This window comes from Mesorhizobium sp. L48C026A00, from assembly GCF_000502375.1.
Lineage (GTDB): Bacteria > Pseudomonadota > Alphaproteobacteria > Rhizobiales > Rhizobiaceae > Mesorhizobium > Mesorhizobium muleiense.
Window position 1 is genome coordinate 155,691 of the sequence record NZ_AYWU01000008.1, and the last position, 25,538, is coordinate 181,228.

At 63.2% G+C, this 25,538-nt stretch carries 23 protein-coding genes and 1 pseudogene; 16 read left to right on the top strand and 8 right to left on the bottom strand.

Going from position 1 to position 25,538, the window contains the following annotated elements; all coding sequences use genetic code 11:
- Positions 1-35 precede the first annotated feature (35 nt).
- The 3 genes from X738_RS59010 to X738_RS59020 all read left to right on the top strand — a co-directional run bounded on the left by X738_RS59010 (position 36) and on the right by X738_RS59020 (position 3,237).
- The gene (locus X738_RS59010) at positions 36-1,544 is read left to right on the top strand and encodes a sugar ABC transporter ATP-binding protein (protein ID WP_023799462.1); all 1,509 of its coding nucleotides are present in this window, start codon (positions 36-38) and stop codon (positions 1,542-1,544) included.
- Between the two features lie 134 nt (positions 1,545-1,678).
- On the top strand, positions 1,679-2,443 hold the full coding sequence (locus X738_RS59015; protein ID WP_023799463.1) for an SDR family oxidoreductase: 765 nt from the start codon (positions 1,679-1,681) through the stop codon (positions 2,441-2,443).
- 8 nt (positions 2,444-2,451) lie between these two features.
- Complete coding sequence (locus tag X738_RS59020; RefSeq protein WP_023799464.1) at positions 2,452-3,237, top strand: SDR family oxidoreductase; 786 nt, start codon at positions 2,452-2,454, stop codon at positions 3,235-3,237.
- A 443-nt stretch (positions 3,238-3,680) separates the two neighbouring features.
- On the opposite strand, the gene X738_RS88370 is transcribed toward X738_RS59020, so the two are convergent.
- Complete coding sequence (locus tag X738_RS88370; RefSeq protein ID WP_023799465.1) at positions 3,681-3,803, bottom strand: hypothetical protein; 123 nt, start codon at positions 3,801-3,803, stop codon at positions 3,681-3,683.
- Positions 3,804-3,886: 83 nt separating this feature from the next.
- Between X738_RS88370 and X738_RS59025 the strand changes: the two genes are divergently transcribed.
- The 4 genes from X738_RS59025 to X738_RS59040 all read left to right on the top strand — a co-directional run bounded on the left by X738_RS59025 (position 3,887) and on the right by X738_RS59040 (position 9,089).
- Positions 3,887-4,861, top strand: a complete 975-nt coding sequence (locus X738_RS59025; RefSeq protein WP_031255022.1) for an ABC transporter substrate-binding protein — start codon at positions 3,887-3,889, stop codon at positions 4,859-4,861.
- Positions 4,862-4,936: 75 nt separating this feature from the next.
- Positions 4,937-6,022 carry a quaternary amine ABC transporter ATP-binding protein gene (locus X738_RS59030; protein WP_023799467.1) on the top strand — a complete coding sequence of 362 codons (1,086 nt, stop codon included), beginning with the start codon at positions 4,937-4,939 and terminating at the stop codon, positions 6,020-6,022.
- A complete protein-coding gene (locus X738_RS59035) occupies positions 6,019-8,001 on the top strand; it encodes an ABC transporter permease (RefSeq protein WP_023799468.1) in 1,983 nt (660 codons plus the stop codon). The genes X738_RS59030 and X738_RS59035 overlap by 4 nt, the downstream gene beginning before the upstream one ends.
- Before the next feature lie 62 nt (positions 8,002-8,063).
- Entirely contained in the window at positions 8,064-9,089 is a 1,026-nt protein-coding gene (locus X738_RS59040; RefSeq protein ID WP_023799469.1) for a serine hydrolase domain-containing protein, read from the top strand.
- A gap of 35 nt (positions 9,090-9,124) precedes the next feature.
- Here X738_RS59040 and X738_RS59045 read toward each other — a convergent pair whose 3' ends face one another.
- The gene (locus tag X738_RS59045) at positions 9,125-10,483 is read right to left on the bottom strand and encodes an NAD(P)-binding domain-containing protein (protein ID WP_023799470.1); all 1,359 of its coding nucleotides are present in this window, start codon (positions 10,481-10,483) and stop codon (positions 9,125-9,127) included.
- Between the two features lie 251 nt (positions 10,484-10,734).
- Here X738_RS59045 and X738_RS59050 point away from each other — a divergent pair, with 251 nt between their 5' ends.
- Positions 10,735-11,442 carry a helix-turn-helix domain-containing protein gene (locus X738_RS59050; protein ID WP_023799471.1) on the top strand — a complete coding sequence of 236 codons (708 nt, stop codon included), beginning with the start codon at positions 10,735-10,737 and terminating at the stop codon, positions 11,440-11,442.
- A 256-nt stretch (positions 11,443-11,698) separates the two neighbouring features.
- Here the strand turns inward: X738_RS59050 and X738_RS59055 are convergent, their stop codons facing one another.
- The 6 genes from X738_RS59055 to X738_RS59075 all read right to left on the bottom strand — a co-directional run bounded on the left by X738_RS59055 (position 11,699) and on the right by X738_RS59075 (position 17,410).
- Positions 11,699-12,733: an RNA polymerase subunit sigma-70 gene (locus X738_RS59055; protein WP_023799472.1), complete on the bottom strand. Its 1,035-nt coding sequence runs from the start codon at positions 12,731-12,733 to the stop codon at positions 11,699-11,701.
- A gap of 41 nt (positions 12,734-12,774) precedes the next feature.
- Positions 12,775-13,521 carry an SDR family oxidoreductase gene (locus X738_RS0141690; protein WP_031255024.1) on the bottom strand — a complete coding sequence of 249 codons (747 nt, stop codon included), beginning with the start codon at positions 13,519-13,521 and terminating at the stop codon, positions 12,775-12,777.
- Between the two features lie 132 nt (positions 13,522-13,653).
- Positions 13,654-14,694 (bottom strand): heme-dependent oxidative N-demethylase family protein, encoded by a 1,041-nt coding sequence (locus tag X738_RS59060; protein WP_031255026.1) that lies wholly within the window; start codon positions 14,692-14,694, stop codon positions 13,654-13,656.
- Positions 14,695-14,703: 9 nt separating this feature from the next.
- The gene (locus tag X738_RS59065) at positions 14,704-15,669 is read right to left on the bottom strand and encodes a PDR/VanB family oxidoreductase (protein WP_023799475.1); all 966 of its coding nucleotides are present in this window, start codon (positions 15,667-15,669) and stop codon (positions 14,704-14,706) included.
- Positions 15,666-16,262, bottom strand: coding sequence for a dimethylamine monooxygenase subunit DmmA family protein (locus X738_RS59070; protein ID WP_023799476.1), 597 nt, complete (start codon positions 16,260-16,262; stop codon positions 15,666-15,668). The genes X738_RS59065 and X738_RS59070 overlap by 4 nt, the downstream gene beginning before the upstream one ends.
- 14 nt (positions 16,263-16,276) lie before the next feature.
- Positions 16,277-17,410, bottom strand: a complete 1,134-nt coding sequence (locus X738_RS59075; RefSeq protein ID WP_023799477.1) for an aminomethyltransferase family protein — start codon at positions 17,408-17,410, stop codon at positions 16,277-16,279.
- Between the two features lie 165 nt (positions 17,411-17,575).
- Between X738_RS59075 and X738_RS59080 the strand changes: the two genes are divergently transcribed.
- The 8 genes and pseudogenes from X738_RS59080 (at position 17,576) to X738_RS59115 (ending at position 25,387) form a co-directional block, all read left to right on the top strand.
- On the top strand, positions 17,576-18,973 hold the full coding sequence (locus tag X738_RS59080; RefSeq protein WP_023799478.1) for an ammonium transporter: 1,398 nt from the start codon (positions 17,576-17,578) through the stop codon (positions 18,971-18,973).
- Positions 18,974-19,010: 37 nt separating this feature from the next.
- A complete protein-coding gene (locus X738_RS59085; RefSeq protein ID WP_023799479.1) occupies positions 19,011-19,229 on the top strand; it encodes a hypothetical protein in 219 nt (72 codons plus the stop codon).
- Between the two features lie 132 nt (positions 19,230-19,361).
- On the top strand, positions 19,362-20,258 hold the full coding sequence (locus X738_RS59090) for a class II glutamine amidotransferase (protein WP_023799480.1): 897 nt from the start codon (positions 19,362-19,364) through the stop codon (positions 20,256-20,258).
- 4 nt (positions 20,259-20,262) lie between these two features.
- On the top strand, positions 20,263-20,994 hold the full coding sequence (locus X738_RS59095) for a GXGXG domain-containing protein (RefSeq protein WP_023799481.1): 732 nt from the start codon (positions 20,263-20,265) through the stop codon (positions 20,992-20,994).
- 6 nt (positions 20,995-21,000) lie between these two features.
- Positions 21,001-22,405: pseudogene (locus X738_RS59100) on the top strand (FMN-binding glutamate synthase family protein).
- Between the two features lie 37 nt (positions 22,406-22,442).
- Positions 22,443-23,750 carry a type III glutamate--ammonia ligase gene (gene glnT, locus X738_RS59105; RefSeq protein WP_023799483.1) on the top strand — a complete coding sequence of 436 codons (1,308 nt, stop codon included), beginning with the start codon at positions 22,443-22,445 and terminating at the stop codon, positions 23,748-23,750.
- A gap of 92 nt (positions 23,751-23,842) precedes the next feature.
- Complete coding sequence (locus X738_RS59110) at positions 23,843-25,096, top strand: sarcosine oxidase subunit beta family protein (RefSeq protein ID WP_023799484.1); 1,254 nt, start codon at positions 23,843-23,845, stop codon at positions 25,094-25,096.
- Between the two features lie 15 nt (positions 25,097-25,111).
- On the top strand, positions 25,112-25,387 hold the full coding sequence (locus tag X738_RS59115; RefSeq protein WP_023799485.1) for a sarcosine oxidase subunit delta: 276 nt from the start codon (positions 25,112-25,114) through the stop codon (positions 25,385-25,387).
- Positions 25,388-25,538: the final 151 nt, after the last annotated feature.

Consider the following 25,538-nt stretch of genomic DNA (forward strand, 5'->3'; position numbering starts at 1 on the left):
ATCCCAAAAAAGTCCGGTAGTTGATGAGCGGAACGATGTCCTTGGATCCCAGCCATACGCAGACCCCGCATCTGGGGCTCTTCGTCAGCGGCCTCTGCAAGAGCTACGGGCCGGTGCAGGTCTTGGCCGATGCGAGCTTCGAGGTGCGGCCGGGAGAGGTCGTGGCGCTGCTTGGAGAAAATGGCGCCGGCAAGTCCACCGTTTCGAACATCATCGCCGGGTCGACCAAACCCGATGCCGGCAGCATCACATGGCGGGGGAAGCCGTATTCCCCCGCCTCTCCCGCCGCGGCCATCGACGCCGGCGTCGGCATGATCCACCAGGAACTGAAGCTGCTGCCGGACCTGTCGGTCGCCGAGAACGTCTATGTCGGGCGCCTGCTGATGCGCGGTGGCCGCATCGACCGCGCGGCCATGAATGCGCGGGCATCGGCCCAACTGAAGCGGCTCGGCCTCGATGTCTCGCCGGAACGCAAGGTGGGCACGCTGCGCATCGCCGCCCAGCAGCAGGTCGAGATCGCCAAGGCGCTGACGCTCAATGCCGAGCTTCTGATCTTCGACGAACCGACAGCGGCACTTGGCAGCGAGGAAACGGAGCTGTTGTTCAAGCAGATCCGCAAGCTCAAGGCGGAAGGCATGTCCTTCATCTATATCAGCCACCGGCTGGACGAGGTCGCTGCGATCGCCGACCGCGTCGTGGTGATGCGCGACGGGCGCATTGTCGCCCGCCACGAGCGCGCCGACGTTCCGGTGCGCACGATAGTCGAGCAGATGGTCGGCCGCAGCGTCGAGCGGATGTTCCCGCCGCTGTCGGAGCCGGGCAGCGAGGCGTTGCTCGAGGTCGACAACCTGTCCTCGCCGGAACGCAGTTTTCAGAATGTCAGCTTTTCGGTAAGGGCCGGCGAAATCCTTGGCATCGCCGGGCTGATCGGCGCCGGCCGCACCGAGCTGGTGCGGGCGATTGCCGGCGCCGATCCGATTTTCTCGGGGTCGGTGCGTATCGCCGGCAAACCGGTGCACCTCACTGGCCCGGCGGCGGCGATCAAGGCCGGCGTCGTGCTGGTGCCGGAAGACCGCAAGGCGCAAGGCGTGGTGCTCGACCAGACCATCGGCGAGAATCTGGCGATCGGCAATTTCGACCATGTCGCGCCGAATGGCTGGGTGTTCCCCAAGGCGGTGCAGAAATTCGCCGAGGCCGGCATCGGCCGGCTCGGCGTCAAGGGCCGGCCTAACCAGGCGATCAGCAAGCTTTCCGGCGGCAACCAGCAGAAGGTGATCATCGCCAAATGGATCTCACGGCCACCCAAGGTGTTCATCCTGGACGAGCCGACACGCGGCATCGACGTCGGCGCCCGCGCCGCGATCTACGATGTCATCGCCGAACTCGCCCGCTCCGGCATGGCGGTGGTGGTGGTGAGCTCCGACCTCGAGGAAGTGCTCGGCCTGTCGCATCGCGTGCTGGTGCTGAGCCGTGGCCGCCAGCGTGGCATTCTCGACCGCAGCGAAGCAAGCAACGTCGCCGTCATGGAGCTCGCCACAAGCTGAGGGCGGCATAAAGGATCGGAATAGAGCGCAGCAGGTGGTATCCTCTCAGGCACCGGACCGCGCGGGGCGCCAGTCAGGACTGGCGCCCCTTCCTCCCCAGGGCAGCGCCGGCGGCTCAACAGGAAAATATTTCGATGATACTATTCGATCTTCATGGCGACGTTGCTCTCGTCACCGGCGCCGGCAGCGGCATCGGGCAAGCAATCGCCATCGGTCTGGCCGAGGCCGGCGCGGATATCGCCTGTTTCGGCCATGCCTCGAAGGGCGGGCTGGACGAGACCGCGCACAGGATCTCGGCGCTCGGCCGCAAGGCACTGGTGCTGACCGGCACAGTGACCTCAGAGGCCGATTTGGCAGCGGCGACCGAACGCACGGAGAAGGAACTCGGCGCGCTGACCATCGCCGTCAACAATGCCGGCGTCGCCGGGGCCGAGCCGGCCGAGACGCTGTCGCTGGAGAAATGGCAGAAGCTCTACGACGTCAATGTCGGCGGCGTGTTCCTGTCCTGCCAGGCCGAAGCGCGCGTAATGCTGACGCGGCGCAAGGGTTCGATCATCAACATCGCCTCGATGTCGGGCTCGATCGTCAACCGCGGCCTGACCCAGGCGCACTATAATTCGTCGAAGGCCGCCGTCATCCACATGTCCAGGAGTCTCGCCATGGAATGGGCCGATCGCGGCCTGCGCGTCAACGTCGTCAGCCCCGGCTACACGCTGACGCCGATGAACAAGCGGCCGGAGGTCGCCGACCAGGTCAGGATCTTCGAGCGCGACACGCCGATGGGGCGGATGGCGGCGCCGGAAGAGATGGTCGGCCCGACCGTGTTCCTGGCCAGCCGCGCTTCGAGTTTCGTAACCGGCATCGACCTGATCGTCGATGGCGGCTTCGTCTGCTGGTAGGAGAGAACATGCAGAAGCGGTTCGAGGGAAAGACGGCGGTCATCACCGGCGCCAGCGGCGGCATCGGCGCAGCCATAGCCAGGCGCTTCGCGGCTGAGGGGGCTGCTGTCGTCGTCAGCGCCATCGACGCGCGCGTCGAAGAGGTCGCCGCCGGACTGAAGGCGGAAGGCGCCAAGGTGGCATCGCTGCGCATGGACGTGAGCAGGAAGGACGAGGTCGCCGCCCTCTATGATCTGGCCGAACAGCAGTTCGGCCGCGTCGACATCTCCGTGCAGAATGCCGGCGTCATCACCATCGCCAGGATCGAGGCGATGACCGAGGCCGAATGGGACAAGGTGATGGCGGTCAACACCAAGGGCGTGTTCCTGTGCTGCCAGGAGGCGATCGCGCGCATCCGCAAGCATGGCGACGGCGGCCGGCTGATCAACACCGCTTCCGGCCAGGCGCGCCAGGGTTTCATCTACACGCCGCACTATGCTGCCTCGAAATTCGGCGTCGTCGGCATCACCCAGAGCCTCGCCAAGGAAGTGGCCAAGGAGAAGATCACCGTCAACGCGATCTGCCCCGGCATCATCGACACCGACATGTGGGCCTACAACGACGCCGCATGGGGCAGACTGATGGGCGACTACAAGCCCGGCGAGTTGATGGCAGAATGGGTGAAGAACATCCCGATGGGCCGCGCCGGCAGCGGCGAGGATGTTTCGGGTCTGGTCAGCTTTCTGGCCAGCAACGACGCCGCCTACATCACCGGCCAGACGATCAATGTCGATGGCGGCCTGATCATGTCGTGAGGATGCTCCGACGGCATTCGAATTGCGCGCTGCAATTGTCTCTTCATCCTTTTCGAAGCCGGCGCCGCCCCTCACCTGCCTGCCGACATCCTCTCCCCGTATAGCGACGGGGAGAGGGGCGCTGTCGTCGCCGGTTTCGCAAATCGCGGGCGCAGCAAGTAGAGCGCCGACGTTGCGGCCAGCCCTTTCTCCCCGTCGCCATACGGGGAGAAATGCCCGGCAGGACAATGAGGGGCGGCGCCGGCTTCGACAATCTGAAATGAATTCCAAATCTGCAGCGATTGCCCTGATCGAGATGGCATTAGTCGTTGCGCGACATGAATGTTGGTATATATAATTTCATCTCATGAAAATGGCTTCGGCGACTGCCGAGAGCCGACAGCATGGGACCTTGATGGCTCGCAAGCTTGAGGGCGCCGCAAGAGCGGCGATCGATCCGCGGATCACTGCTTCGGCAGCACGGCAGCCATGACGCGGTCGCACAACCTCTTCATCGAATTGGGCATCATTCCCGTCTGCGCCGACTTCAGCGCCGACAGCAATTTGCTGCCAATGGACTTGCGCAACGACCAGCTTTTCCAACACAATCAAAAAGACGCAAGAAGGGAACGAACGATAACTTCCACCAGAGCTTGACAGGAGCACAGGCATGTCACTTCGGAGTTTGATTTCGAGATTATCAATGGGAGCCTTAACACTTGCCGCGGCAAGTGCACTGACGCCTTCGGCCCAAGCGGCGGCGCCAGAATCGAACGACCCTATCAAGATCGCGCTGTTCGACTGGACCAGCGTCAATCTGAACGCAAAGATCCTCGGCGGCATTCTTGAAAAGCTGGGATACACGGTCGAGTACCCGACGGCCGACTATCTCTCCAGCCTGACCACCGGCCTAACCAATGGCGATCTCGCTGTCGCCATGGAATTCTGGGACACGACGGCCGGCGAAGCCATGAAGGCCTCGGATGCGACCGGGCAGACCGAACGCCTTGGCCCGCTCGGGCCCAAGGCCAAGGAAGAATGGTGGTATCCCGAATACATGAAGGAAAAATGCCCGGGTCTGCCGAACTGGGAGGCGCTGAAGGACCCGAAATGCGCCGAGGCGTTCTCGACCGCCGAAACGGCGCCGAACGGCCGCTATCTCGGCGGCCCGGTGACATGGGAAGGTTTTGACGACGAGCGTGCCGCGGCGCTGAAGCTGCCCTTCACCGTCATCCATGCCGGCACCGACGCGGCGATGTTCGCCGAGCTGGATTCGGCCTATCAGCGCAAGGCGCCGATCATGCTGTGGGTCTATTCGCCGCATTGGGCGCCGGCCAAATACAAGGGCGAATGGGTCGAATTCCCCGACTATACGCCGGAATGCTACACCGATCCGAAATGGGGCGTGAACCCCGACGCAAAGTATGACTGCGGCAAGCCGCATGGCGAGATCTGGAAATATTCCTGGGCCGGCATGAAGGACAAATGGCCGGTCGCCTACAAGGTCGCGAAGAACTACACGATCGACACCGACGAGCTCAACAAGATGAGCGGCCAGATCGATCTCGAAGGCAAGACGCCGGAAGACGTCGCCGCCGCCTGGATCGCCGCCCACGAAGCCGACTGGAAAGCCTGGGCCGAGTGATCGCTCCAACTGGAAACTGCGAGATCCGGTCATTCATGGCCGGGTCTCTATCCCATATTCCAGAAGGACGACGGCATGGCCGATACGACTGAACAGGTGCTGCAAGCGGCAGGCACGCCAATGGATGCCCGCCCGATAAAGCTCGCCTGCCGCAACGTCTGGAAGCTGTTCGGCGCGAACGCGGCCAATTTCATCCGCCAGCGCGACGGCAAGGCCAGCATGGCGGAGGTCGCCGCGGCCGGGCTGGTCGGCGCGGTGCGCGACGTCGACCTCGAAATCCGCCAGGGCGAGATCTTCATCATCATGGGGCTTTCGGGCTCGGGCAAGTCGACGTTGGTGCGCTGCATGTCGCGGCTGGTCGAGCCGACGCATGGCAAGGTCGAGTTCGAGGGCAAGGATCTCCTGAAAATCTCGGATGCCGCGCTGATCGAGTTGCGGCGCCACCGCATGGGCATGGTGTTCCAGAATTTCGCCCTGCTGCCGCATCTGAATGTGCTGGACAACATCGCCTTTCCACTGGGCATCCAAGGGCAGGACCGGCCGACGCGCGAAAAACGCGCGCGCGAAGTGATCGAGCTTGTCGGCCTGCGCGGCCGCGAGCATTTCTATCCGCGTGAGCTTTCCGGCGGCCAGCAACAGCGCGTCGGCATCGCCCGCAGCCTCGCCACCAAGCCGGAAATCTGGTTTCTCGACGAGCCGTTCTCGGCGCTCGATCCGCTGATCCGCCGCGAAATGCAGGACGAGCTGATGCGGCTGCAGACCATGCTGCACAAGACCATCGTCTTCATCACCCATGATTTCGACGAAGCCATCCGGCTGGCCGACCGCATCGCCATCATGAAGGACGGCGAGGTCATCCAGATCGGCACCCCGGAACAGCTGGTGGTCAACCCGGCGACCGACTATGTCGCCGAGTTCACCCGCGACGTCGACCGCGCCAAGGTGATCTCGGCGCGAAGCCTGATGCGCGCCTGCGCCGGCGCCGAGCATGGCGGCGTGGTCGCGCCGGATGCCAAGATATCGAGTTTTTCGGCTGATATCGTTTCGGCCGGCAAGCCGTTCGCCGTCGTCAACGGCACCGGCAAGCCGATCGGCGAAGTCACGCCGCAAGCCGTGATCGATCTTCTGGCCGGCATCGAGCGTTCCGGGGCCAACGCATGACGGTGACGGCAAGCGCCAGCGAGGCGAGATCGCGGCCGGTTCAGCTCTGGCTGGTGGTCTGGGCCTGCGCCCTTGCCGCCGTGCTTGCCGTGTTCCTGCTGCAGGACAGGCTGCCTTGGGCGGTCAACTATCCGGCCAGCGCAATCGTTTCGGTCGCCGACTGGGTCAGCGCGCTGATGAGCCTGATAAAGTCGAACTTTTCCTGGCTGACGCGCTCGATCACCGCGGCGCTCGGCGTGCCGCTCGATTTTGCGCTCGGTCTGCTCGCCAAGAATTTCAAGATCGGCCATGGCGCCGACATGCTCGTCCTGCCGCGCCTGTCCTGGGTCGGTGTCTGCATCGCCGCATTCCTGGCCGGACGTGCCGCCGGCGGCTGGAAGCTCGGCGCGCTGGTCGGCGGCTGTTTCCTCTACATCGCGCTGTTCGGCCAGTGGACCAGCGCCATGCTGACGCTCGGGCTGATCTCCATCGCCGTGCCGTTCTGCATCGTCACCGGATTGTTCGTCGGCATCTGGGCGTGGCGCAAGCCATGGGCGGAGAGGCTGCTGATCTCCCCTGCCCTCGACCTGATGCAGACCATCCCGACCTTCGCCTATCTGATCCCGATGCTTCTTTTGTTCGGCAACAGTCCGGTTTCGGCGATGATCGCGACGGCCATTTTCGCGACGCCGCCGATGGTGCGCGCGACGATGCTGGGGCTGTCGCGGGTGCCGTCCGAAATCGACGATTTCAGCGAGATGGCCGGCTGCACGGCGCGCCAGAAACTGTGGCGCGTGCTGCTGCCTTCGGCGCGTCCGACATTGATGGTCGGTGTCAACCAGGTCATCATGCTGGCGCTCAACATGGTGATCATCGCTTCGATGATCGGCGCCGGCGGCCTCGGCTACGACGTGCTTTTGGCGCTCAGGGCGCTGAAGGTCGGCGAGGCGATGGAAGCCGGCCTTGCCATCGTGGCGCTGGCCATCGCGCTCGACCGGCTGAGCCAGGCGATCGCGCGCAATCACGCGAAGGGCCATGTCTATCAGGAGGTCAGCCCGAGCTTCTGGCGGCGCTACCCCAATCTGACGCTGGCCGTCGCCATCCTTGCAGCCACGACGCTGCTTGGCCTGTTCGTGCCGGCCTTCGCCGCGGTGCCGAAGGCGATCACCTTCACCACCGCGCCGATGTGGAAGACAGCGGTGAGCTGGATCACGATCAACTTCTTCGACACGATCGAAGCGTTCCGCGTGGCGCTGATCCTCAATGTGCTGAACCCGGTTCGCGCCTTCTGCGAGGGCTTCCCGTGGCTGGGCGCGGTATTCCTGCTCGGCCTTGCCGGCTACCAGCTCGGCGGCCTGCGCCTCGCCGCCCTGGTCGCGGCGCTGACCGTCTTCTGCGCGGTGACCGGCCTCTGGGAAAAGACCATGGCGACGGTCTACCTGTGCGGCATCTCGGCCTTCATCGCCTGCCTGATCGGCATTCCGATCGGGCTGATGGCATCGCGCAGCGACCGTGTCGAGAAGATCGTCACCCCGATCATCGACACGCTGCAGGTGCTGCCGTCGTTCTGCTTCATCATCCCGGTGGTGATGCTATTCAGAGTCGGCGACGTGACGGCGATGATCGCCACGGTCGCCTTCGCCGTGGTGCCGGCCATCCGCTACACCAATCACGGCCTCAGGCAGGTGCCACCGGCACTGATCGAGGCGGCAAAGGTGTCGGGCTGCACCAAGCGCCAGACGTTCTTGCGCGTCCAGCTGCCGCTGGCGTTGCCCGAGATCATGCTCGGCGTCAACCAGACCATCCTGATGGCGCTGGCGATGATCATCATCTGCGCCATGGTCGGCACCCGCGATCTCGGCCAGGAGGTGTTCATTGCGCTGTCCAAGGCCGATTCCGGCCGCGGCATCGTCGCCGGACTGGCCCTCGCCTTCATCGGCATCGTCGCCGACCGGCTGTTCAACGCCTGGACGGCCAAGGCGCGGGCAAGGCTGGGGTAGCCGCAAAACAGCGGATCGCGTCCGACCTTCGTCTTGCCCAAAATGCATCCCAAGCTGGCTTCATGCTGAAGCGCCCCACCGTGATTCTCGCCTTTCTGCTCATCCTGTCCGTCGCTGCTCACGCTGCGGATGGCCTAGAGCAGCGGCTTGGAAAGCTCCTCGACGAGGCCGAGCGCCTGACGCCGCTGCGCACGGTTGCCATCGCGCATGAGGGCGCGGTGGTGGCGGAGCGCGGCCATCGCGGCCACTCTCCGGCACGTCCTGCCAACATAAAATCGGCCTCCAAGTCGATCATCTCGGCGCTCGTCGGCATCGCCATCGACAAGGGCGTGCTGCAAGGCACTGACCAGAAGATCGCTCCGCTTCTTCAGGCCGACCTGCCCGCCGACGCGGATCCGCGGGTCCAGCAGGTTACGATCGGACATCTGCTTTCCATGCAGGCAGGGCTCGGACGGACCTCCGGCCCAAACTACGGGCGCTGGGTGGCAAGCGACAACTGGGTGCGGGCAGCGCTCGCCATGCCCTTCGACGACGATCCGGGCGGCACCATGCTATATTCCACCGGCTCGACCCATCTCCTTTCGGCGATCCTGACGCGGCGGACCGGCCGCTCGACCCTGGAACTGGCGCGCGAATGGCTCGGGCCGCAGCAGGGCTTTTCCATCACCGCCTGGGACCGCGACCCACAGGGCATCTATCTCGGCGGCAACCAGATGGCCATGAGCCCGCGCTCGCTGCTGGCCTTTGGCGAGCTCTACCGCAGCGGCGGGATGAGCCGCGGCGGACGGCAGCTCGTGCCGGCCGATTGGATCAAGCTCTCCTGGCAGCCACGCACCGTCTCGCGTTTCACCGGTGACGGTTACGGCTATGGTTGGTTCATCCGTCAGATCGCGGGCGAAGCGGTCGTCTACGGGTGGGGGTATGGCGGGCAGATGGTCTATGTTGTGCCGGGGCGCGCGTTGACCGTGGTCATGACTTCAGATGAAAACGGCCCCGCCGGCCGCAGCGGCCACCGCGACGATCTCCATGCCCTGCTCGGCCGGATCATTGAAGCGACGAAGGAGATGCGCGAGGCGCGCAGCAACTGACGCATGTCGCGCAAAGCTGTGTGGTGAAGAAGCCGCTACTCCGCCGCGACGCCTTTCACCTCGAGATAGGATTCCATTGAATCGTCCATCGCCTGCAGCCAGGGCGTATGGTGCAGCGGCGCCATCGTGCCGGTCATCAGCGAGCGGTAGGCGTGGTCGCGGAAACCCATGATGTCTTGCGCCTTGTGGTGCTCCCATTCCATGAAGGTCTGATTGACGGCCTCGACGTCGAAGCCCGGATAATCGGTCTGCTCCATCAACTCCCTGGTGTAGTCGCCCTGGAACCAGATCATCTGCTCGGCGTCTTCCAGCGTTTCCTCACGCGCCCGCCAGTTCCTGCCGTGTTCGGCCATCGCCTCGGCCGAAGGCAGTTTTATGCGGCCCATGATGACGTCGCGCGCGAACCAGGCCTGCGCGTCGAACATGTTGAACGTGTAGAACTGGTCCTGCATGCCGATATAGAACAGCTGCGGGTTCCTCTCCCAGACGACGCCCTCATAGAGCCCGTCCGGCCACATGCGGTTGGCGGTCTTGAGCTTCAGATCTTCGGTCAGGAATGGGAACGAGTGGAGATAGCCGGTGCACAGGATGATGGCGTCGACATCCCTGGTGCTGCCGTCCTTGAACTGCGCGGTTTTGCCGACGACCTTCTGCAGCAGCGGCACTTCCTTCCAGTTGTCAGGCCATTTGAAGCCCATCGGCTTCGAGCGGTAGCTGGAGGTGATCGATGTGGCGCCGTATTTGTAGCATTGCGAGCCGATGTCCTCGGCCGAATAGGAGCGGCCGATGATCAGGATGTCCTTATCCCTGAATTCCATGGCGTCGCGGAAATCATGGCTGTGCAGGATGCGGCCGTTGAAGGTCGAAAAACCTTCGAAGTAGGGAACGTTGGGCACGGAGAAGTGCCCCGAGGCAACGACGACGTTGTCGAACTCCTCCGAATAGGTGACGTCGTTGGTGCGGTCATGCGCGGTGACGGTGAACTTTTTCGTCGTGTCGGAGAAGGTCACCATGCGCACCGGACTGTTGAAGCGCACCCATTGGCGCACACCGGATTTTTCGACGCGGCCCTTGATGTAGTCCCACAGCACGGCGCGCGGCGGATAGGAGCCGATCGGCCGTCCGAAATGCTCCTCGAACGTATAGTCGGCGAATTCGAGGCATTCCTTCGGCCCGTTCGACCAGAGATAGCGGTACATCGAGCCATGCACCGGGTCGCCATGCTCGTCGAGGCCGGTGCGCCAGGTGTAATTCCACAGGCCGCCCCAGTCGGACTGCTTTTCGAAGCAGACGATTTCCGGAATGTCCGCACCGTTGTCGGCTGCCGACTTGAAGGCTCGAAGCTGGGCCATGCCGGAGGGTCCGGCTCCAATGACGGCAACACGACTTTTCATTGCGGGCCTCCCGGTCTCATTTCCCTAACGAAACAAATTTCACTGACAGGACAGTAATTGCCCCTTCGATGCTGTCAACAGGCCTTCTGCTGAAACCACGTTTCACCAATCGGATTTTCAGCAGAACCGCATGGCGGAAACCCGGAGAGCACGCGTTCGACATAAAGTGGCTTGCCGTCGCAGTTGCGCTCTGTATCAGCAGCGAATATGTTCACCCTGAGTGAAATTAATCTGCAGGACCGGGTGGCGACATGGCGAAGAAAGCTTCCAGTTTGAGGAATGGCGCCGCCGCCAAGGCCAAGCCACAGCCGAAGGGCGTGGCAACGATCCGGACGCCACTGACCCAAGACCCGCACGCCGTCCGCGACACCCGCGAAAAAGTCCTGGAGGTCGCAATCGGCCGCGAGGTGCGGGCGTTTCGCAAGAAACTCGGCATCACTGTTGCCGATCTTGCCGCTGCCACCGACATTTCGCTTGGCATGCTGTCGAAGATCGAAAACGGCATCACCTCGCCGTCGCTGACCACCTTGCAGGCGCTGTCGCGGGCGCTCGGCGTTCCGGTCACCGCCTTCTTCCGCCGCTTCGAGGAAGAGCGCAGCGCTGTCTTCGTCAAGGCCGGCCAAGGCCTCGATGTCGAGCGGCGGGGTACGCGCGCCGGCCATCAGTACAACCTGCTCGGCCATATCGGGTCGAACACCAGCGGGGTCGTCGTCGAGCCCTATCTGATCACGCTGACCGAGGATTCCGACGTGTTTCCGACCTTCCAGCACGAGGGCATGGAGTTCCTCTACATGCTCGAAGGCGAGGTGGTTTACCGGCACGGCAGCAATCTCTATCCGATGAAACCCGGCGACAGCCTGTTCTTCGACGCCGACGCGCCGCACGGCCCGGAACAGCTGACGCAACTGCCGATGCGCTATCTCTCGATCATCTGCTATCCGCAGAGTAGCGCGGTTTGAGCGGCTTCGGACGCAAGCGAAGTCCCCTCATTGAGCGCCGTGGCCGCGAAGCGGCCGGATGGAATGTTACAGGTCCAGGCTAGAACCGCTCTATCTCTTTGTTTATGCGCAATTCCCTAGGGAAAGCCGTTTCACGCTTTTCCTGGAATTGCTCTAATGCATGTCGCGCAAAAGTGTGCAGCGGTTTTGCGATATCGACATGCATGAAACAACAACCTAAAGCGCGTCGCATGGGGCCGGTCAAATGCGATGCGCTTTAGGATGACGGCAGGCCGAAGGCCGCAAACAAGCTGGGGCCGAGCGGCGGCACATAGATCGTCAGGGCGGCGATACCGCCCTCGGCGGGCTCGATCACATGCAGCGAATGGGCTCGCCACGCAGGGTCATTCTGGCTGCGGGAATAGACCCCGACTGCCGGCTGGGCATTGGCTCCAATGGCTACGGTGCGGAAGCCCGAAAAATTGCCCCAGATGGTCTCGAGGAAACTGCGGATCGCCGCGCGTCCACGATACCATTCCTGCCAGGGCGGCATGCGATAGGTGGCGTCCTCCCGCAGGAGTTCGATCAGGCTGTCGAGATTGGCGGCCTCCCAGGCTCGCATGTAACGTTCGAGCAGCAGGCCTTCGTCGGGGTTGGGCTTCGATCGATGGATGGGACGTCCTTGGGGATATCGCGCCGCAAGGGTTATGCGGGCCCGCTGCAATGCGCTGTTGATCGAAACCGTCGACCCGCCCAGCAATCCCGCCGTTTCGACAGCCGACCAGCCCAGCACGTCGGAAAGCAGTAGAGCGGCGCGCTGCCTGGGCGGCAGATCCTGGATCGCGGCGACGAAAGCGAGTTGGACGGCTTCGCGGGTCTCGTAGCGCGCTTCCGGACCCGGCTCACCATCAGCGCGGCCCGGTAGCTCTGCGTCCGGGTAAGGCTCCAACCAGGTGACCTCGGCTGCAGGGCCGCCTGTGGCCATCCCGTGGGAAGCCGGCCGTTCGGGCTGCTGGAGAATGCGATTCGCCCTCGACCTGGCCTTGAGCGCGTTGAGGCAAGAGTTGGTCGCGATCGTGTAGAGCCAACCGCGAACCGAACCCCGCCCATCGAACTCCGATCTTGCGCGCCAGGCGCGCAGAAGCGTGTCCTGGACAAGGTCGTCCGCCTCGTGCAGCGAGCCCATCATGCGATAGCAATGGAGCTTGAGCTCCCGGCGATGGGCAGCCGTGAACTGTTCGAAGGCCAGCCGATCGAGGATCGGCTGGCCCGGCTCACGTACCGGCTTGAGAGGTGCCTGCGAGTCTGTCATGCGGATCCGGCAATTTTGAGTCCGGTTTGCATTACGCGCGCCTAGCCCGCCGGCGCAAGCCCGCTCCCGCTCACCGCGAAGGAATATCCTTGCGGTTTTTGGGTGGCGAGTGCGACCACCGCACCTCCCACGTCGGCCGGCGTTTGCATGTCGAGGATGCCCGCGATGAACTCCATGGGCCGGATGCCCCTATAGGCCGAAATGCTCTCGATGCCGGCGTCGCCCACGCCGGTCCCTGGCATGATGCGCATAGGCGCAAGCGCCATGAAGCGCAGGTCGAGGCCGAGCCGATCCGATTCCTTCTGGCTATGACCGGCCAGGAACATCTGCATGCGTTTTGCGCCGGCATAGCCGCCGGAATTCGGTGGCCCCCCGGTCAAGGCCGCGCCGCTGGAGATCAGAACAACCCGGGCGCCCGGTTTGAGCGGACGCCGAAGCGCGGCCTTGCAAAACAGAAACGACGCCTTGACGTCCGTTTCCCAGTTTGCGGAGAACGCCTCCCAGTTCTGTTCATGTAGGGGCGCGGAGGGGGCAAGAGCACCTGCGCATATCACCAGGACGTCCGGTTCCAGCGCGGCGAAGACCTGATCGGGAGCGATGTCCACAGTTGCATCGACCGCGAACGTCTTCACGCCCGAAGTCTCCCGGGCAAATTCCGCCAGGGTCTGTGCGCTGCGGGCGACTGCGAGGACCGTCGCTCCCTCGCTGAGGGCGGCTTCTACGATCGAGCGGCCGACACCACGGCTTCCTCCAACGACGACGACATTCTGACCTTGTAACAATCTCATGGACCCACCTTGCTATCCGGGCAGCTGGACCATCCAGGCACGCCCATTGATAAGGACAGCGCAGGCGGTCTGAAATCATCGGTGCGGGTTAAAAATCTTCTCAGGTGATCGGAAGCGCCGGTGCAAGCCTCCTTAATCCGGCCCGAAGCCGGGCGATGTCGGGCTGCCGTCGTCCAGCTTCGACAGCCATTCGACCAGCGTCGCGCGGTAGCGTGTCAGGCCTTTGTAATTGGCGAGCTCTTCGGGAAGGTCGCGGATGACGCGGTGCAGGCGCCGCGCCCATTTCGGCTGGGTCACCAGCTCGTCCATTTTGATGAGATAACAGCGGATCGGGAAGACGATGCCGTTCGAGCGCGGCAGCCGCCAGAAGCTCTGCAATTCGACACGCAGATGGACCTTGTCGCCGACGTTTTCGGGCGTCACCGTCGCCCGGTCCGGACCCCATTTGTGGTAATTTTCCGGGCTGGTGTCGAGGCGCGGATTGATCGTCATCGTCCAGTTCAGCCGCCGCGCCGGCTTGCCTTGCTGGATGTTGGTGAGGAATTTCAGCGCCCGGACGAATATGCCCTTCTCATGCGCCAGCGGCACCGGCGCGTGCCACTCGAAGAAGTTCATGCCGATGTCGAAATCGAGCGACCAATCGGCCTGGGTGGTGACCATGCCGGCATCCATCCACAGATTGCCGTCACGCTGGTCGAGGATGCAGAAATCGCCTTGCGATTGCCGCGTGATGTATTCCATCGGCCCATAGGGCAGTGTCGACACGTCGCCGAAGGTGAAGCTGTCGTCGATGCCGAGCGGCCGATTGATCCAGCGCCATCTGTCGCCGTCGCGCGTCAGCGTGAAATGCTCGGGATAGCCCAGCGTCTGCTGTTCCATCAGGAGTTCGAGTACGTCCCAGCCGGCCAGCGTCATATGCGGCAGCGACTGGCAGCGCAGCGGGTCTTCCGCCAACACCAGCGCACGGTCCTGCATCTCGGCGACATAGTGCTCGTCGACGTCGATCAGGTTTTCGAGCACGCTGCCCTTCGGCCCCAGAACATGCGGCTCGATATTGACCGCATACATGTAGCTGTCTTCGTAGAACGGGAACGGGAACCGCCTGATGTGCTCCGGGCTGTTCCTGAAGGTGAAGTCGTTACGGAACGTTTCGTTACGAAAGGTGATGCCCAGGCTCGCCTCCTATCTTTCCAGAACCAGCGACCTGCCCTCGAAGCGCGAGACGCAGGGCATGATCTTCTTGCCGCAACGGTGCTCTTCCTCGCTCAGCCAGTGGTCGTTGTGGATGAAGTTGCCGTCATGCGCGATGACATTGGTCTCGCACTGGCCGCAGACGCCGCCGCGGCAGAGATAGGGCGGATCGACGCCTGCCGCCTCGATCGCCTCGAGCAGGCTCTGCTGCTCGTCGACGCGGATCGTCTTGCCGCTGACCGCCAGCGTCACCTCGAACGGGGCACCGGGCTGCGGAGCGGCAAAATGCTCGAAATGCACGGTTTCCGCCGGCCAGCCCAGCGCAGCGGCGCGATCGCGCACCCAGCCGATCATGCCCGACGGGCCGCAGACGTAGAGATGAGTGCCAAGCGGCTGCGACGACAGCAGCCGGTCGAGCTCGATGCGCTCGTCGCGATCGTCGTGATAGAGCCTGACCCGGCGATCGTAGCGCTCCTTGAGCACATCGGCATAGGTGCCGAGCGAAGCCGTGCGGCAGGTGTAATGCAGCTCGAAATTGCCGCCATCCGCCGCCAGCTGCGCGGTCTGCGCCATGAACGGCGTGATGCCGATGCCGCCGGCCAGCATCAAATGCTTCCTGGCGCGCAGGTCGAGCGAGAACAGATTGACCGGATAGCTGATCACCATCTCATGGCCGGGCCTGACAGTGCTGTGCATGAACAGCGAGCCGCCGCGGCCGGCATCGTCGCGGCGCACCGAGATGGTGTACTCGCGCGTGTCGAGCGGCGAGCCCATCAGCGAATAGGGATTGAGCCTGGTCCGCTCGCCGTCGCGCATCTCCACCACAACATGGGCGCCGCCGGAGAATGTCGGCAAAAGCTGCCCGTCGCGCCGGCGGAAATGGAAGCGCGTTACCAGTTCGTTGACCGGGACGACATCGCTCACGACGACGTCAAGCTTGGTGGTGCCGGTGCTCATCGAAAGATCTCCTCCGCCGGAGGAATTTCGCTGCGGTCTTCCGCGTTGATGCAGACGCCCTGGAATGCGGCGAGGCGCCTGGAATAGTGATCGCGTACCAGAAGAAGCAGGCCACAATGCGAGCAGGTCGCCGGCTGCGTCGTCACGTTTTCGGTGATGCCCTTGCAATGGACGCATTGGACGCGGCGCGCCAGCGAGCCGCGATGCTCGGTCAGGATCGAGGTGTGGTCGATGCCGGCCTCGAGCGCCGCCTGCATCGCCTGGCCGATCAGCCCCTCGGTGCCGGCGAGATAGAGGCGCAGGCCCATATGCGCGTTGGCCAGCGTCTGCTTCAGCCGCGGCAGGGCGCTGACGAAGGAAGGTCCCTGGTAGAGCTGAGCCGGCTTCAGCGCTTCGAGCGCGGCGACATGCTGGCCCTCATTACCGGGGATGAAAATAATATGGGCATTTGCAAAAAAACCGTCGGGCGCTTTGGGGGCCAAGTCCGTTATCGCCAGCGCGCCGTCTGCATCGGCCACGAAAAGATGGTGCTTGCCGGGCTGCGGCGACAGGGTTCCGTAGACCGGCCGGCTGATGATGCTTTTCGCTGCCATCCTCTCAGTATGCCTCAGCCTTTTGCCGTGCGCTTCGTCTTCTTCGGATCATCGAATGGAAGCGGCTCAGCCGTCGCGCTGATGGCGCCGCTCTGGTTGCGGATCTCGAGCCGGGTGCCCTGGACGGCGCAGTCGACGTCGAGCCGGGCAATGCCCATCGATTTCTGGACCAGCGGCGAATACATGGCGCAGGTCACCACGCCGACCCTTTTGCCGTCGCGATAGACCGGTGCGCCCTCGTCGGCCGGCTCCTTGCCTTCGAGCAGCACGCCGAAGATCTTGAAGCGTTCCTTGCCCTTGAGGCGGTAGTGCTCCTCGGCGCCGCGAAACCCTGTCTTGCCGGGGCTGACGGTAAAATCGAGGCCGAGTTCCCACAGCGTGTCGCCGGGGCCTTCGTTCTCGAACGGATATTTCTGCGAATTGTCGTAGGGGTAGAACAGGAGGTAGCTCTCGACGCGCAGCATATCGAGCGTGGTGAACCGGCACGGGATGATGCCGGCGCTCTTGCCCTCGTCGAGGATGGTGTCCCAGATCGTGCCGGCATCCTGGCCACGGCAGAAGATCTCGTAGCCGCGTTCGCCGGTGTAGCCGGTGCGCGAGATCATCACCGGAAAACCGAACAGCCGGGTCTGCATGTGATGGAAATAGGCGAGGTCGCGTATGCCAGGCACATGCTTGGCCAGGTAGTCGACTGATATCGGTCCCTGCAGCGAAAGGTCGTGCAGATTGTCGTCAAAGCGCAGCGAGACATCGCGGCCCATGGCGGCGCGCTGCAACTCCTCATGGCCGGTGCCCGAACCATGCACGACCATCCAGGCATTCGGACCGGTGCGGTAGAGGATGCAATCATCGGTGAACTTGCCGGCCTCGTTGAGCATGCAGGCATAAGCCGACTTGCCGGGATATATTTTCTCGACGTCGCGCGTCGTGGCGAGGTCGATCAGGTGCGAGGCATGCGGCCCGGTGATGTGGACCTTTTTCAGGCCCGACACGTCCATCAGCCCGGCCTTGGTGCGGATGGCGATGTACTCCTCGTCGGCGTCCTTGTCGTAGGTCCAGGCCGTGCCCATCCCGCTCCAGTCTTCGAGCTTCGAACCGAGCGCACGATGGCGATCCGCCAAGGTCGAAAATCTCCAGGATGCGGTCATGGACTTGCTTCTCCTCACAAGATTGCCGGCGTCCGCCGCTCAAGGGCACTGAGGCCATGCGACGGTCCGCGCCATATTGACTCAAAACTCCAAAAGCGCGCAATACTAAGATGCAAAAAGTTTTACTGAGAGGCAAGGAACGCAACTGAACGGAGGGGACATGCAATGGAAGGGAATCTCAACGCTCTAACGACCATTTTCACGGAGTTCTATTACTGGGTGACCATCGTCATGATGTTCCTGATCCATGTCGGGTTCTGCATGTACGAGGTCGGCGTGTCGCGTCGGCGCAATCATCTGAAAACGCTGATGAAAAACGCGATGGCGATTCCGCTCGTCACGATCACCTTCTATTTTTTCGGCTGGTGGATCTATTTCGGCTTCCCCAACGGGCCGGGCATCGCCGGCGGACTTGTCACCGCACCATTTGCCGAACCATGGAATCCGCTGATGGGCACCCATCTCTCCGGTGTCAATCCAGGCGAGACGGGGGTCACGCCCACTGACGCCGCGCTGTGGCATCGCCTCAACGGCGTGTTCTGGGGCGCCTTTCTGCTGTTTTCCATCACGACGGCGTCGATCATCTCGGGCTCGATCATAGAGCGCGCGCGCTCTGGCGCGTTCTGGATCGTCGCGGTGCTGATCGGCTCGGTCCTGTGGATCCTCGACGCGTCCTGGGGCTGGCATCCGCAAGGCTGGATGGTGAAACTCTGGGGCTATCATGATGCGTATGCATCGGGGGTCGTGCACGCGATCGCCGGCGGAGCGGCGCTCGCTTTTCTCATCGTGCTGGGCCCGCGCATCGGCAAGTTCAGGCCCGACGGCACGGCGCGCGACATCCCGCCCCACAATGTCTGGCTGGTCACGATCGGCCTGTTCCTGATCTTCACCGGCTTCTGGGGCTTCTATGCCGCGTGCAACATTCCGCTGATCAGCCCGGCCACGATTGCTGGCCAGATCACCGGCGAGACCTGGACGGCGACCAATATCTATCTCGCGCCGACCACGCTCTCGGCGATCACCTTCAACTTCTTGATGTCGCTGTCGGGCGGCATGCTGGCCGGCTACATCGTCTCGAAAGGCGACCCTTTCTGGACGTTCTCTATGGGGCTTTGCGGCATTATCTCGGCCTCGGCCGGCAATGACCTCTATCACCCGATCCAGGCGATGCTGATCGGCGCGATCGTCCCGAGCATCTGCTACAAGCTGCACTATTTCGTCGAGCGCCGCTTCAAGATCGATGATGCGGTCGGCGCCGTTGCCGTGCACGGTTATGGCGGCTTTCTCGGCGTCGTGGTGGCGGGATTCATGCTGTGGGGACAGCCGTCCTCGCCCTATGAAGGCTTCGCGCACATCAACCCGCTCGGCAATTTTGCCGGCGCGGTGCTGATGTTCGCGCTCGGCTTCGTCCCCACCTTCGTCGTCTGCAAGATCCTCAACAGCATGAACCTCCTGCGCGTACCGAAGAAGGTCGAACTCGAGGGCGTCGACTTTGCCCTCAACCATGCGTTCGAGGCGTCGGTCCGCGAACTGGGAACCGCCGAAAAGGCCATGATCAAATAGTCAACCGACAACTAGTCAACCGACAGGGAGAACCGCAATGTCGACCAATGGAATGGAAAGCTGGGCCGTGGACCTCAAGGACGTCGGCGCGATCTACCCTTTCCAGGGTTCTGAAGTGGTGATGGTGATCGTCGGCCTCGCCTTCTGGATCGGGTGGCACGTCCTCCAGACGCGCCAGGAGAACGCTGAGATCGAGGCCGATATGGCGGCGGATCGCAGCGGCGAGGAGACCAGAAAGGCGATCGATCGCCATTAGACCGGAATAAGGTCGTCTGGCGCGTCATTTGCGCCGGACGACTTGTCCAAGATGAAAAAAACTTTCATATGAGTTGAATTCTATTTATGAAGCTGGTAGCACCGAAATCATACCTCACCGCGGGAGCCTGACATGTGCGGAATCGTCGGATTGTTTTTGAAGGACAAGTCGCTCGAGCCCCAGCTCGGCTTGATGCTTTCGGAGATGCTGATCTCGCTCAGCGATCGCGGTCCCGACAGTGCCGGCATCGCCATCTATGGCACGCCATCCGGCAACGAGGCCAAGATCACCATGCAGTCGGCAAAGCCGGAGCAGGATTTCAGCAACCTTCACGCCGAACTCGCCAAGGCGATCGGAGCGCCGGTAAGCATCGCAGTGAAATCGACGCATGCGGTGGTCAGGACCGCACCTGCCAAGATCGACGAAGTGCGCGAGGCGATCCAGTCGCTGCGCCCCGACATCCGCATCATGGGCGCCGGCGACGTTGTCGAAATCTACAAGGAGGTCGGCTTGCCCGAAACGGTGGTCGATCGCTTCGACGTGCGCAGCATGACCGGCACGCACGGCATCGGCCATACCCGCATGGCGACGGAATCGGCAGTTACGACGATGGGCGCGCATCCGTTCTCGACCGGCGCCGACCAATGCCTGGTGCATAATGGCTCGCTTTCCAATCACAACAATGTCCGCCGCGAGCTGATCCGCGAAGGCATGAAATTCGAGACCGAGAACGACACCGAAGTCGCGGCCGCCTATCTCTCCTCGCAGATGGCGCATGGCAAGAATCTCGGCGAGGCGCTGGAAGGCACGCTGAGCGACCTCGACGGCTTCTTCACCTTCGTCGTCGGCACCAAGAACGGCTTCGGCGTGGTGCGCGATCCGATCGCCTGCAAGCCTGCCGTCATGGCCGAGACCGACCAATATGTCGCCTTCGGCTCGGAGTATCGTGCGCTGACCAAACTGCCCGGCATCGACAATGCGAGGGTCTGGGAACCCGAGCCTGCAACCGTCTATTTCTGGGAGCATTGAGTTCATGCCGGCAATCAACGTCTCCAAGGCACTCGACCAGAGCCATGCATCCAGGGTCTTCGACCTGGCCGAGATGCCGTTGCGCGAGCTTAACCAGGCGCTTCACGATTTGACTCCCGGTTCGAACCAGACCGCCTGGGAAGTGCTCAATCCGAAAGGCAGCCATTCGGTCGCCGTCGGCGTCGACCAGCCGGTCACCGTCGATGTCCGCGGCAGCGTCGGCTATTATTGCGGCGGCATGAACGACGGCAGCGCCATCACGGTGCATGGCTCGGCCGGACCCGGCGTCGGCGAAAACATGATGTCGGGCTCGATAACGGTCAAAGGCGATGCCAGCCAATATGCCGGTGCCACCGGCAGGGGCGGGCTGCTGGTCATCGAGGGCAACGCGTCGTCGCGCTGCGGCATCTCGATGAAGGGCATCGACATCGTCGTCCACGGCGATATCGGCCATATGTCGGCCTTCATGGCGCAGTCCGGCAATCTGGTGGTGCTGGGCGATGCCGGCGATGCGCTCGGCGATTCCATCTACGAGGCGCGGCTGTTCGTGCGCGGCAAGGTCGGCAGCCTCGGCGCCGACTGCATCGCCAAGGAGATGCGGCCCGAGCATCTGGCATTGCTGCAGGACCTGCTCGACCGCGCCGGGGTGACCGGCGTCAAGGCGGCGGAGTTCACGCGTTACGGCTCGGCGCGCACCCTATACAATTTCAACATCGACAACGCCGACGCGTATTGAGGCTCAATGACCTATCGCAACCCGCCGACGACGCCGCGCAAATCCGCGACCTTCGACGACTACACGCTTTCCGAGATCCGTCGCGCCGCTGCGACCGGCATCTATGATATCCGCGGCGCCGGCGCCAAGCGNCGACTACACGCTTTCCGAGATCCGTCGCGCCGCTGCGACCGGCATCTATGATATCCGCGGCGCCGGCGCCAAGCGCAGGCTGCCGCATTTCGACGACCTGCTTGTCCTCGGCGCCTCGATCTCGCGCTATCCGCTCGAAGGCTATCGCGAGCGCTGCGACACCAGCGTCGTGCTGGGCTCGCGCCATGCGAAAAAGCCGATCGAGCTGAAAATCCCGATCACCATTGCCGGCATGAGTTTTGGCTCGCTGTCCGGCCCGGCCAAGGAAGCGCTCGGCCGCGGCGCGACGCTGTCCGGCACCTCGACGACGACCGGCGACGGCGGCATGACCGAGGAAGAGCGCGGCCATTCCAAGACGCTGGTCTACCAGTACCTGCCGTCGCGCTACGGCATGAACCCGCGCGACTTGCGCCGGGCGGATGCGATCGAGATCGTCGTCGGCCAGGGTGCCAAGCCCGGTGGCGGCGGCATGCTGCTTGGCCAGAAGATCTCCGACCGTGTCGCCGAAATGCGCACGCTGCCCAAGGGTATCGACCAGCGCTCAGCCTCACGCCATCCCGACTGGACCGGGCCCGACGATCTCGAAATCAAGATCCTGGAACTGCGTGAAATCACCGACTGGGAAAAGCCGATCTACGTCAAGGTCGGCGGCGCGCGGCCCTATTACGATACAGCCCTTGCGGTGAAATCAGGCGCCGATGTCGTCGTGATCGACGGAATGCAGGGCGGCACCGCCGCAACCCAGGAAGTGTTCATCGAGAATGTCGGCCAGCCGACGCTTGCCTGCATCCGCCCGGCGGTGCAGGCACTGCAGGATCTCGGCATGCATCGCAAGGTGCAGCTGATCATCTCGGGCGGCATCCGCAACGGCGCCGATGTCGCCAAGGCGCTGGCGCTCGGCGTCGACGCGGTGTCGATCGGCACCGCCGCACTTGTCGCGCTCGGCGACAACGATCCGCGCTGGGAAGCGGACTACAACGAGCTCGGCACCACCGCCGGCGCCTATGACGATTGGCACGAGGGCCGCGATCCGGCCGGCATCACCACGCAGGACCCCGAGCTGATGAAACGGCTCGATCCGATAGCGGCAGGAAGACGGCTGGCGAATTACCTCAAGGTGATGACGCTGGAGGCGCAGACGATCGCCCGCGCCTGCGGCAAGAACAGCCTGCACAATCTCGAGCCCGAGGATCTCGTCGCGCTGACGATCGAAGCCGCCGCCATGGCCGGTGTGCCGCTGGCCGGGACCAACTGGATACCGGGGAAGAACGGCTTCTGATACCAAACTACCAAATACCAATAAGCGAGGAACTATAATGGGGAACGATCTCGCCGCCTTCGCCAAAGGGAACGGTGTCAAATATTTCATGATTTCCTACACCGACCTGTTCGGTGGACAGCGCGCCAAACTGGTGCCGGCGCAGGCCATCGCCGACATGCAGAAGGACGGCGCCGGCTTTGCCGGCTTTGCCACCTGGCTCGACCTGACGCCGGCGCATCCAGACATGCTGGCGGTGCCTGATCCGGATTCGGTCATCCAGCTGCCGTGGAAGCCGGAAGTCGCCTGGATTGCCGCCAATTGCATGATGGACGAAAAAACGGTCGCTCAGGCGCCGCGCAACACGCTGAAGCGGCTGATTGACGAGGCGGCGGGCGACGGCATGCATGTCAAGACCGGCGTCGAGGCCGAGTTCTTCCTGATCTCGCCGGACGGCAAGACGATTTCCGACGAATACGACACGGCGTCAAAGCCCTGCTACGACCAGCAGGCGGTGATGCGGCGCTACGATGTCATCGCCGAGATCTGCGACCACATGCTGGCGCTCGGCTGGGGCGCCTACCAGAACGACCATGAGGACGCCAACGGCCAGTTCGAGATGAACTGGGCCTTCGACGATGCGCTGGCGACCGCCGACAAGCATTCCTTCTTCAAGTTCATGGTGAGGTCCGTTGCAGAAAAGCACGGCCTGCGCGCCACCTTCATGCCAAAACCGTTCCCCGGCCTGACCGGCAATGGCTGTCACGCCCACATCTCGGTGTGGGACAAGGACGGCAAGACCAATGTCTTTGCCGACAACGCCATGGAGCTCGGCCTGTCGGCGAAGGGCAGGAATTTTCTCGGCGGCATCATGAAGCATGCCTCGGCACTTGCCGCGATCACCAACCCGACGGTCAATTCCTACAAGCGCATCAATGCGCCGCGTACCATTTCGGGCGCCACCTGGGCGCCGAACTCGGTGACCTGGACCGGCAACAACCGCACCCATATGGTGCGCGTGCCCGGCCCGGGACGCTTCGAGCTGCGCCTGCCCGACGGCGCGGCAAACCCTTATCTGCTGCAGGCGGTCATCATCGCCGCCGGCCTCGACGGCATCCGCTCGAAGGCCGATCCGGGCAAGCGCTACGACATCGACATGTACCAGTTCGGGCATACGGTGGAGGGCGCGCCGAAGCTGCCGCTCAACCTGCTCGACGCGTTGCGCGAGTTCGACAACGACAAATCGCTCAAGGCGGCGCTGGGTGAGGAATTCTCGTCGGCTTATCTAAAGCTGAAGCACCAGGAATGGAATTCCTATGCTTCCCACTTCACCCAGTGGGAGCGCGACCACACGCTGGATATCTAGAGCATCGGACCGAAAAATGTGAAGCGGTTTTCGGATGATTCCGATGCGTCAAGAATGGTCCTGCGCGGCGCGAGCGACCTCGGAATAGAGTCATGAAATACTCGATCTTCTCCCTCGCCCGCGCCGCATTTTCCGGCCACAAGAATTGGCAGCGCACCTGGCGCGACGCCAGCCCGAAGGACCGCTACGACGTGGTGATCATCGGCGGCGGCGGCCACGGCCTGGCGACGGCATGGTTCCTCGCCAGCGAACACGGCATCAGGAATGTCGCCGTGCTCGAAAAGGGCTGGATCGGCTCCGGCAATGCCGGCCGCAACACCACCATCATCCGCTCCAATTACGGGCTGCCCGGCAATACCGGCTTCTACGAGCTGTCGATGAAGCTGTGGGAGCGGATGGAGCAGGACCTCAACTACAACACGATGGTCAGCCAGCGCGGCGTCATCAACCTTTACCATTCCGATGCGCAGCGCGACGCCTATGCGCGGCGCGGCAACACGATGCGCATCAACGGCATCGATGCCGAGCTGCTCGATCTTGCCGCGGTCAAGAAGATGATGCCGTTCCTGAACTTCGACAATGCCCGCTTTCCCGTGCAAGGCGGCCTGCTGCAGCGGCGCGGCGGCACCGCGCGCCACGACGCGGTGGTCTGGGGCTACGCCCATGCGGCGAGCGCGCTCGGTGTCGATATCATCCAGAACTGCGAGGTGACAGGTTTTGTGCGCGATGCCAACGGCAAGGTGACCGGCGTCGAGACTTCGCGCGGCACAATCGGCGCCGGCAAGGTCGGCATGGCCGTCGCCGGCAGTTCGTCGCGGGTCGCGGCGATGGCGGGCCTGCGGCTGCCGATCGAGAGCCACGTGCTGCAGGCCTTCGTCTCCGAGGCGATCAAGCCGCTGATCCCCAATGTCATGACCTTCGGCGCCGGCCATTTCTATGTCAGCCAGTCGGACAAGGGCGGGCTGGTCTTCGGCGGCGATATAGACGGCTACAATTCCTATGCCCAGCGCGGCAACATGCCTGTGATGGAAGACGTCTGCGAGGGCGGCATGGCGCTGATGCCGATGATCGGTCGCGTGCGCCTCTTGCGCCAATGGGGCGGCATCATGGACATGTCGATGGACGGCTCGCCGATCATCGACAAGACGCCGGTGGACGGGCTCTATCTCAATGCCGGCTGGTGCTATGGCGGCTTCAAGGCGACGCCCGGCTCCGGCCTTGTCTTTGCTCATCTTCTGGCCCGCGACGAACTGCACAAGGAGGCGGCGCGCTTCCGCCTCGACCGGTTCCGGCGGGGCGCGATGATCGATGAAAAGGGCGTCGGCGCCCAACCGAACCTGCACTGAGGACGGTCCAAAAGCATGCGTATTGTCTGTCCCTTCTGCGGCGAACGCGAACTCGGCGAGTTTACCTATCTCGGCGACGCCAAGCCGATGCGGCCGGCAGCCGGCGCCTCGGAAGACGAGGTGTTCGACTATGTCTATCTGCGCGACAACATTGCCGGCGAGGCCAGCGAACATTGGTGCCACGGCGGCGGCTGCCGGGCCTGGCTGAAGATCACCCGCAACACGCTGACGCACGAGATCTCCTGGGTCGAGCCGGCGGCGGGCGTCGGGGCGAGGCAGGTGGCAAAATGAATTCTGTCCAAGTTGGCGCCGCCCCTCACCCTTACCCTCTCCCCGTGAAGAACGGGGAGAGGGGGATCGCCAGCGTTGCGGCCGGTGTCCAGTTGATAGATGGGTAACACTTTGAACCGGATACATGGGTTACAGTTTTCCCCCTGTCGTG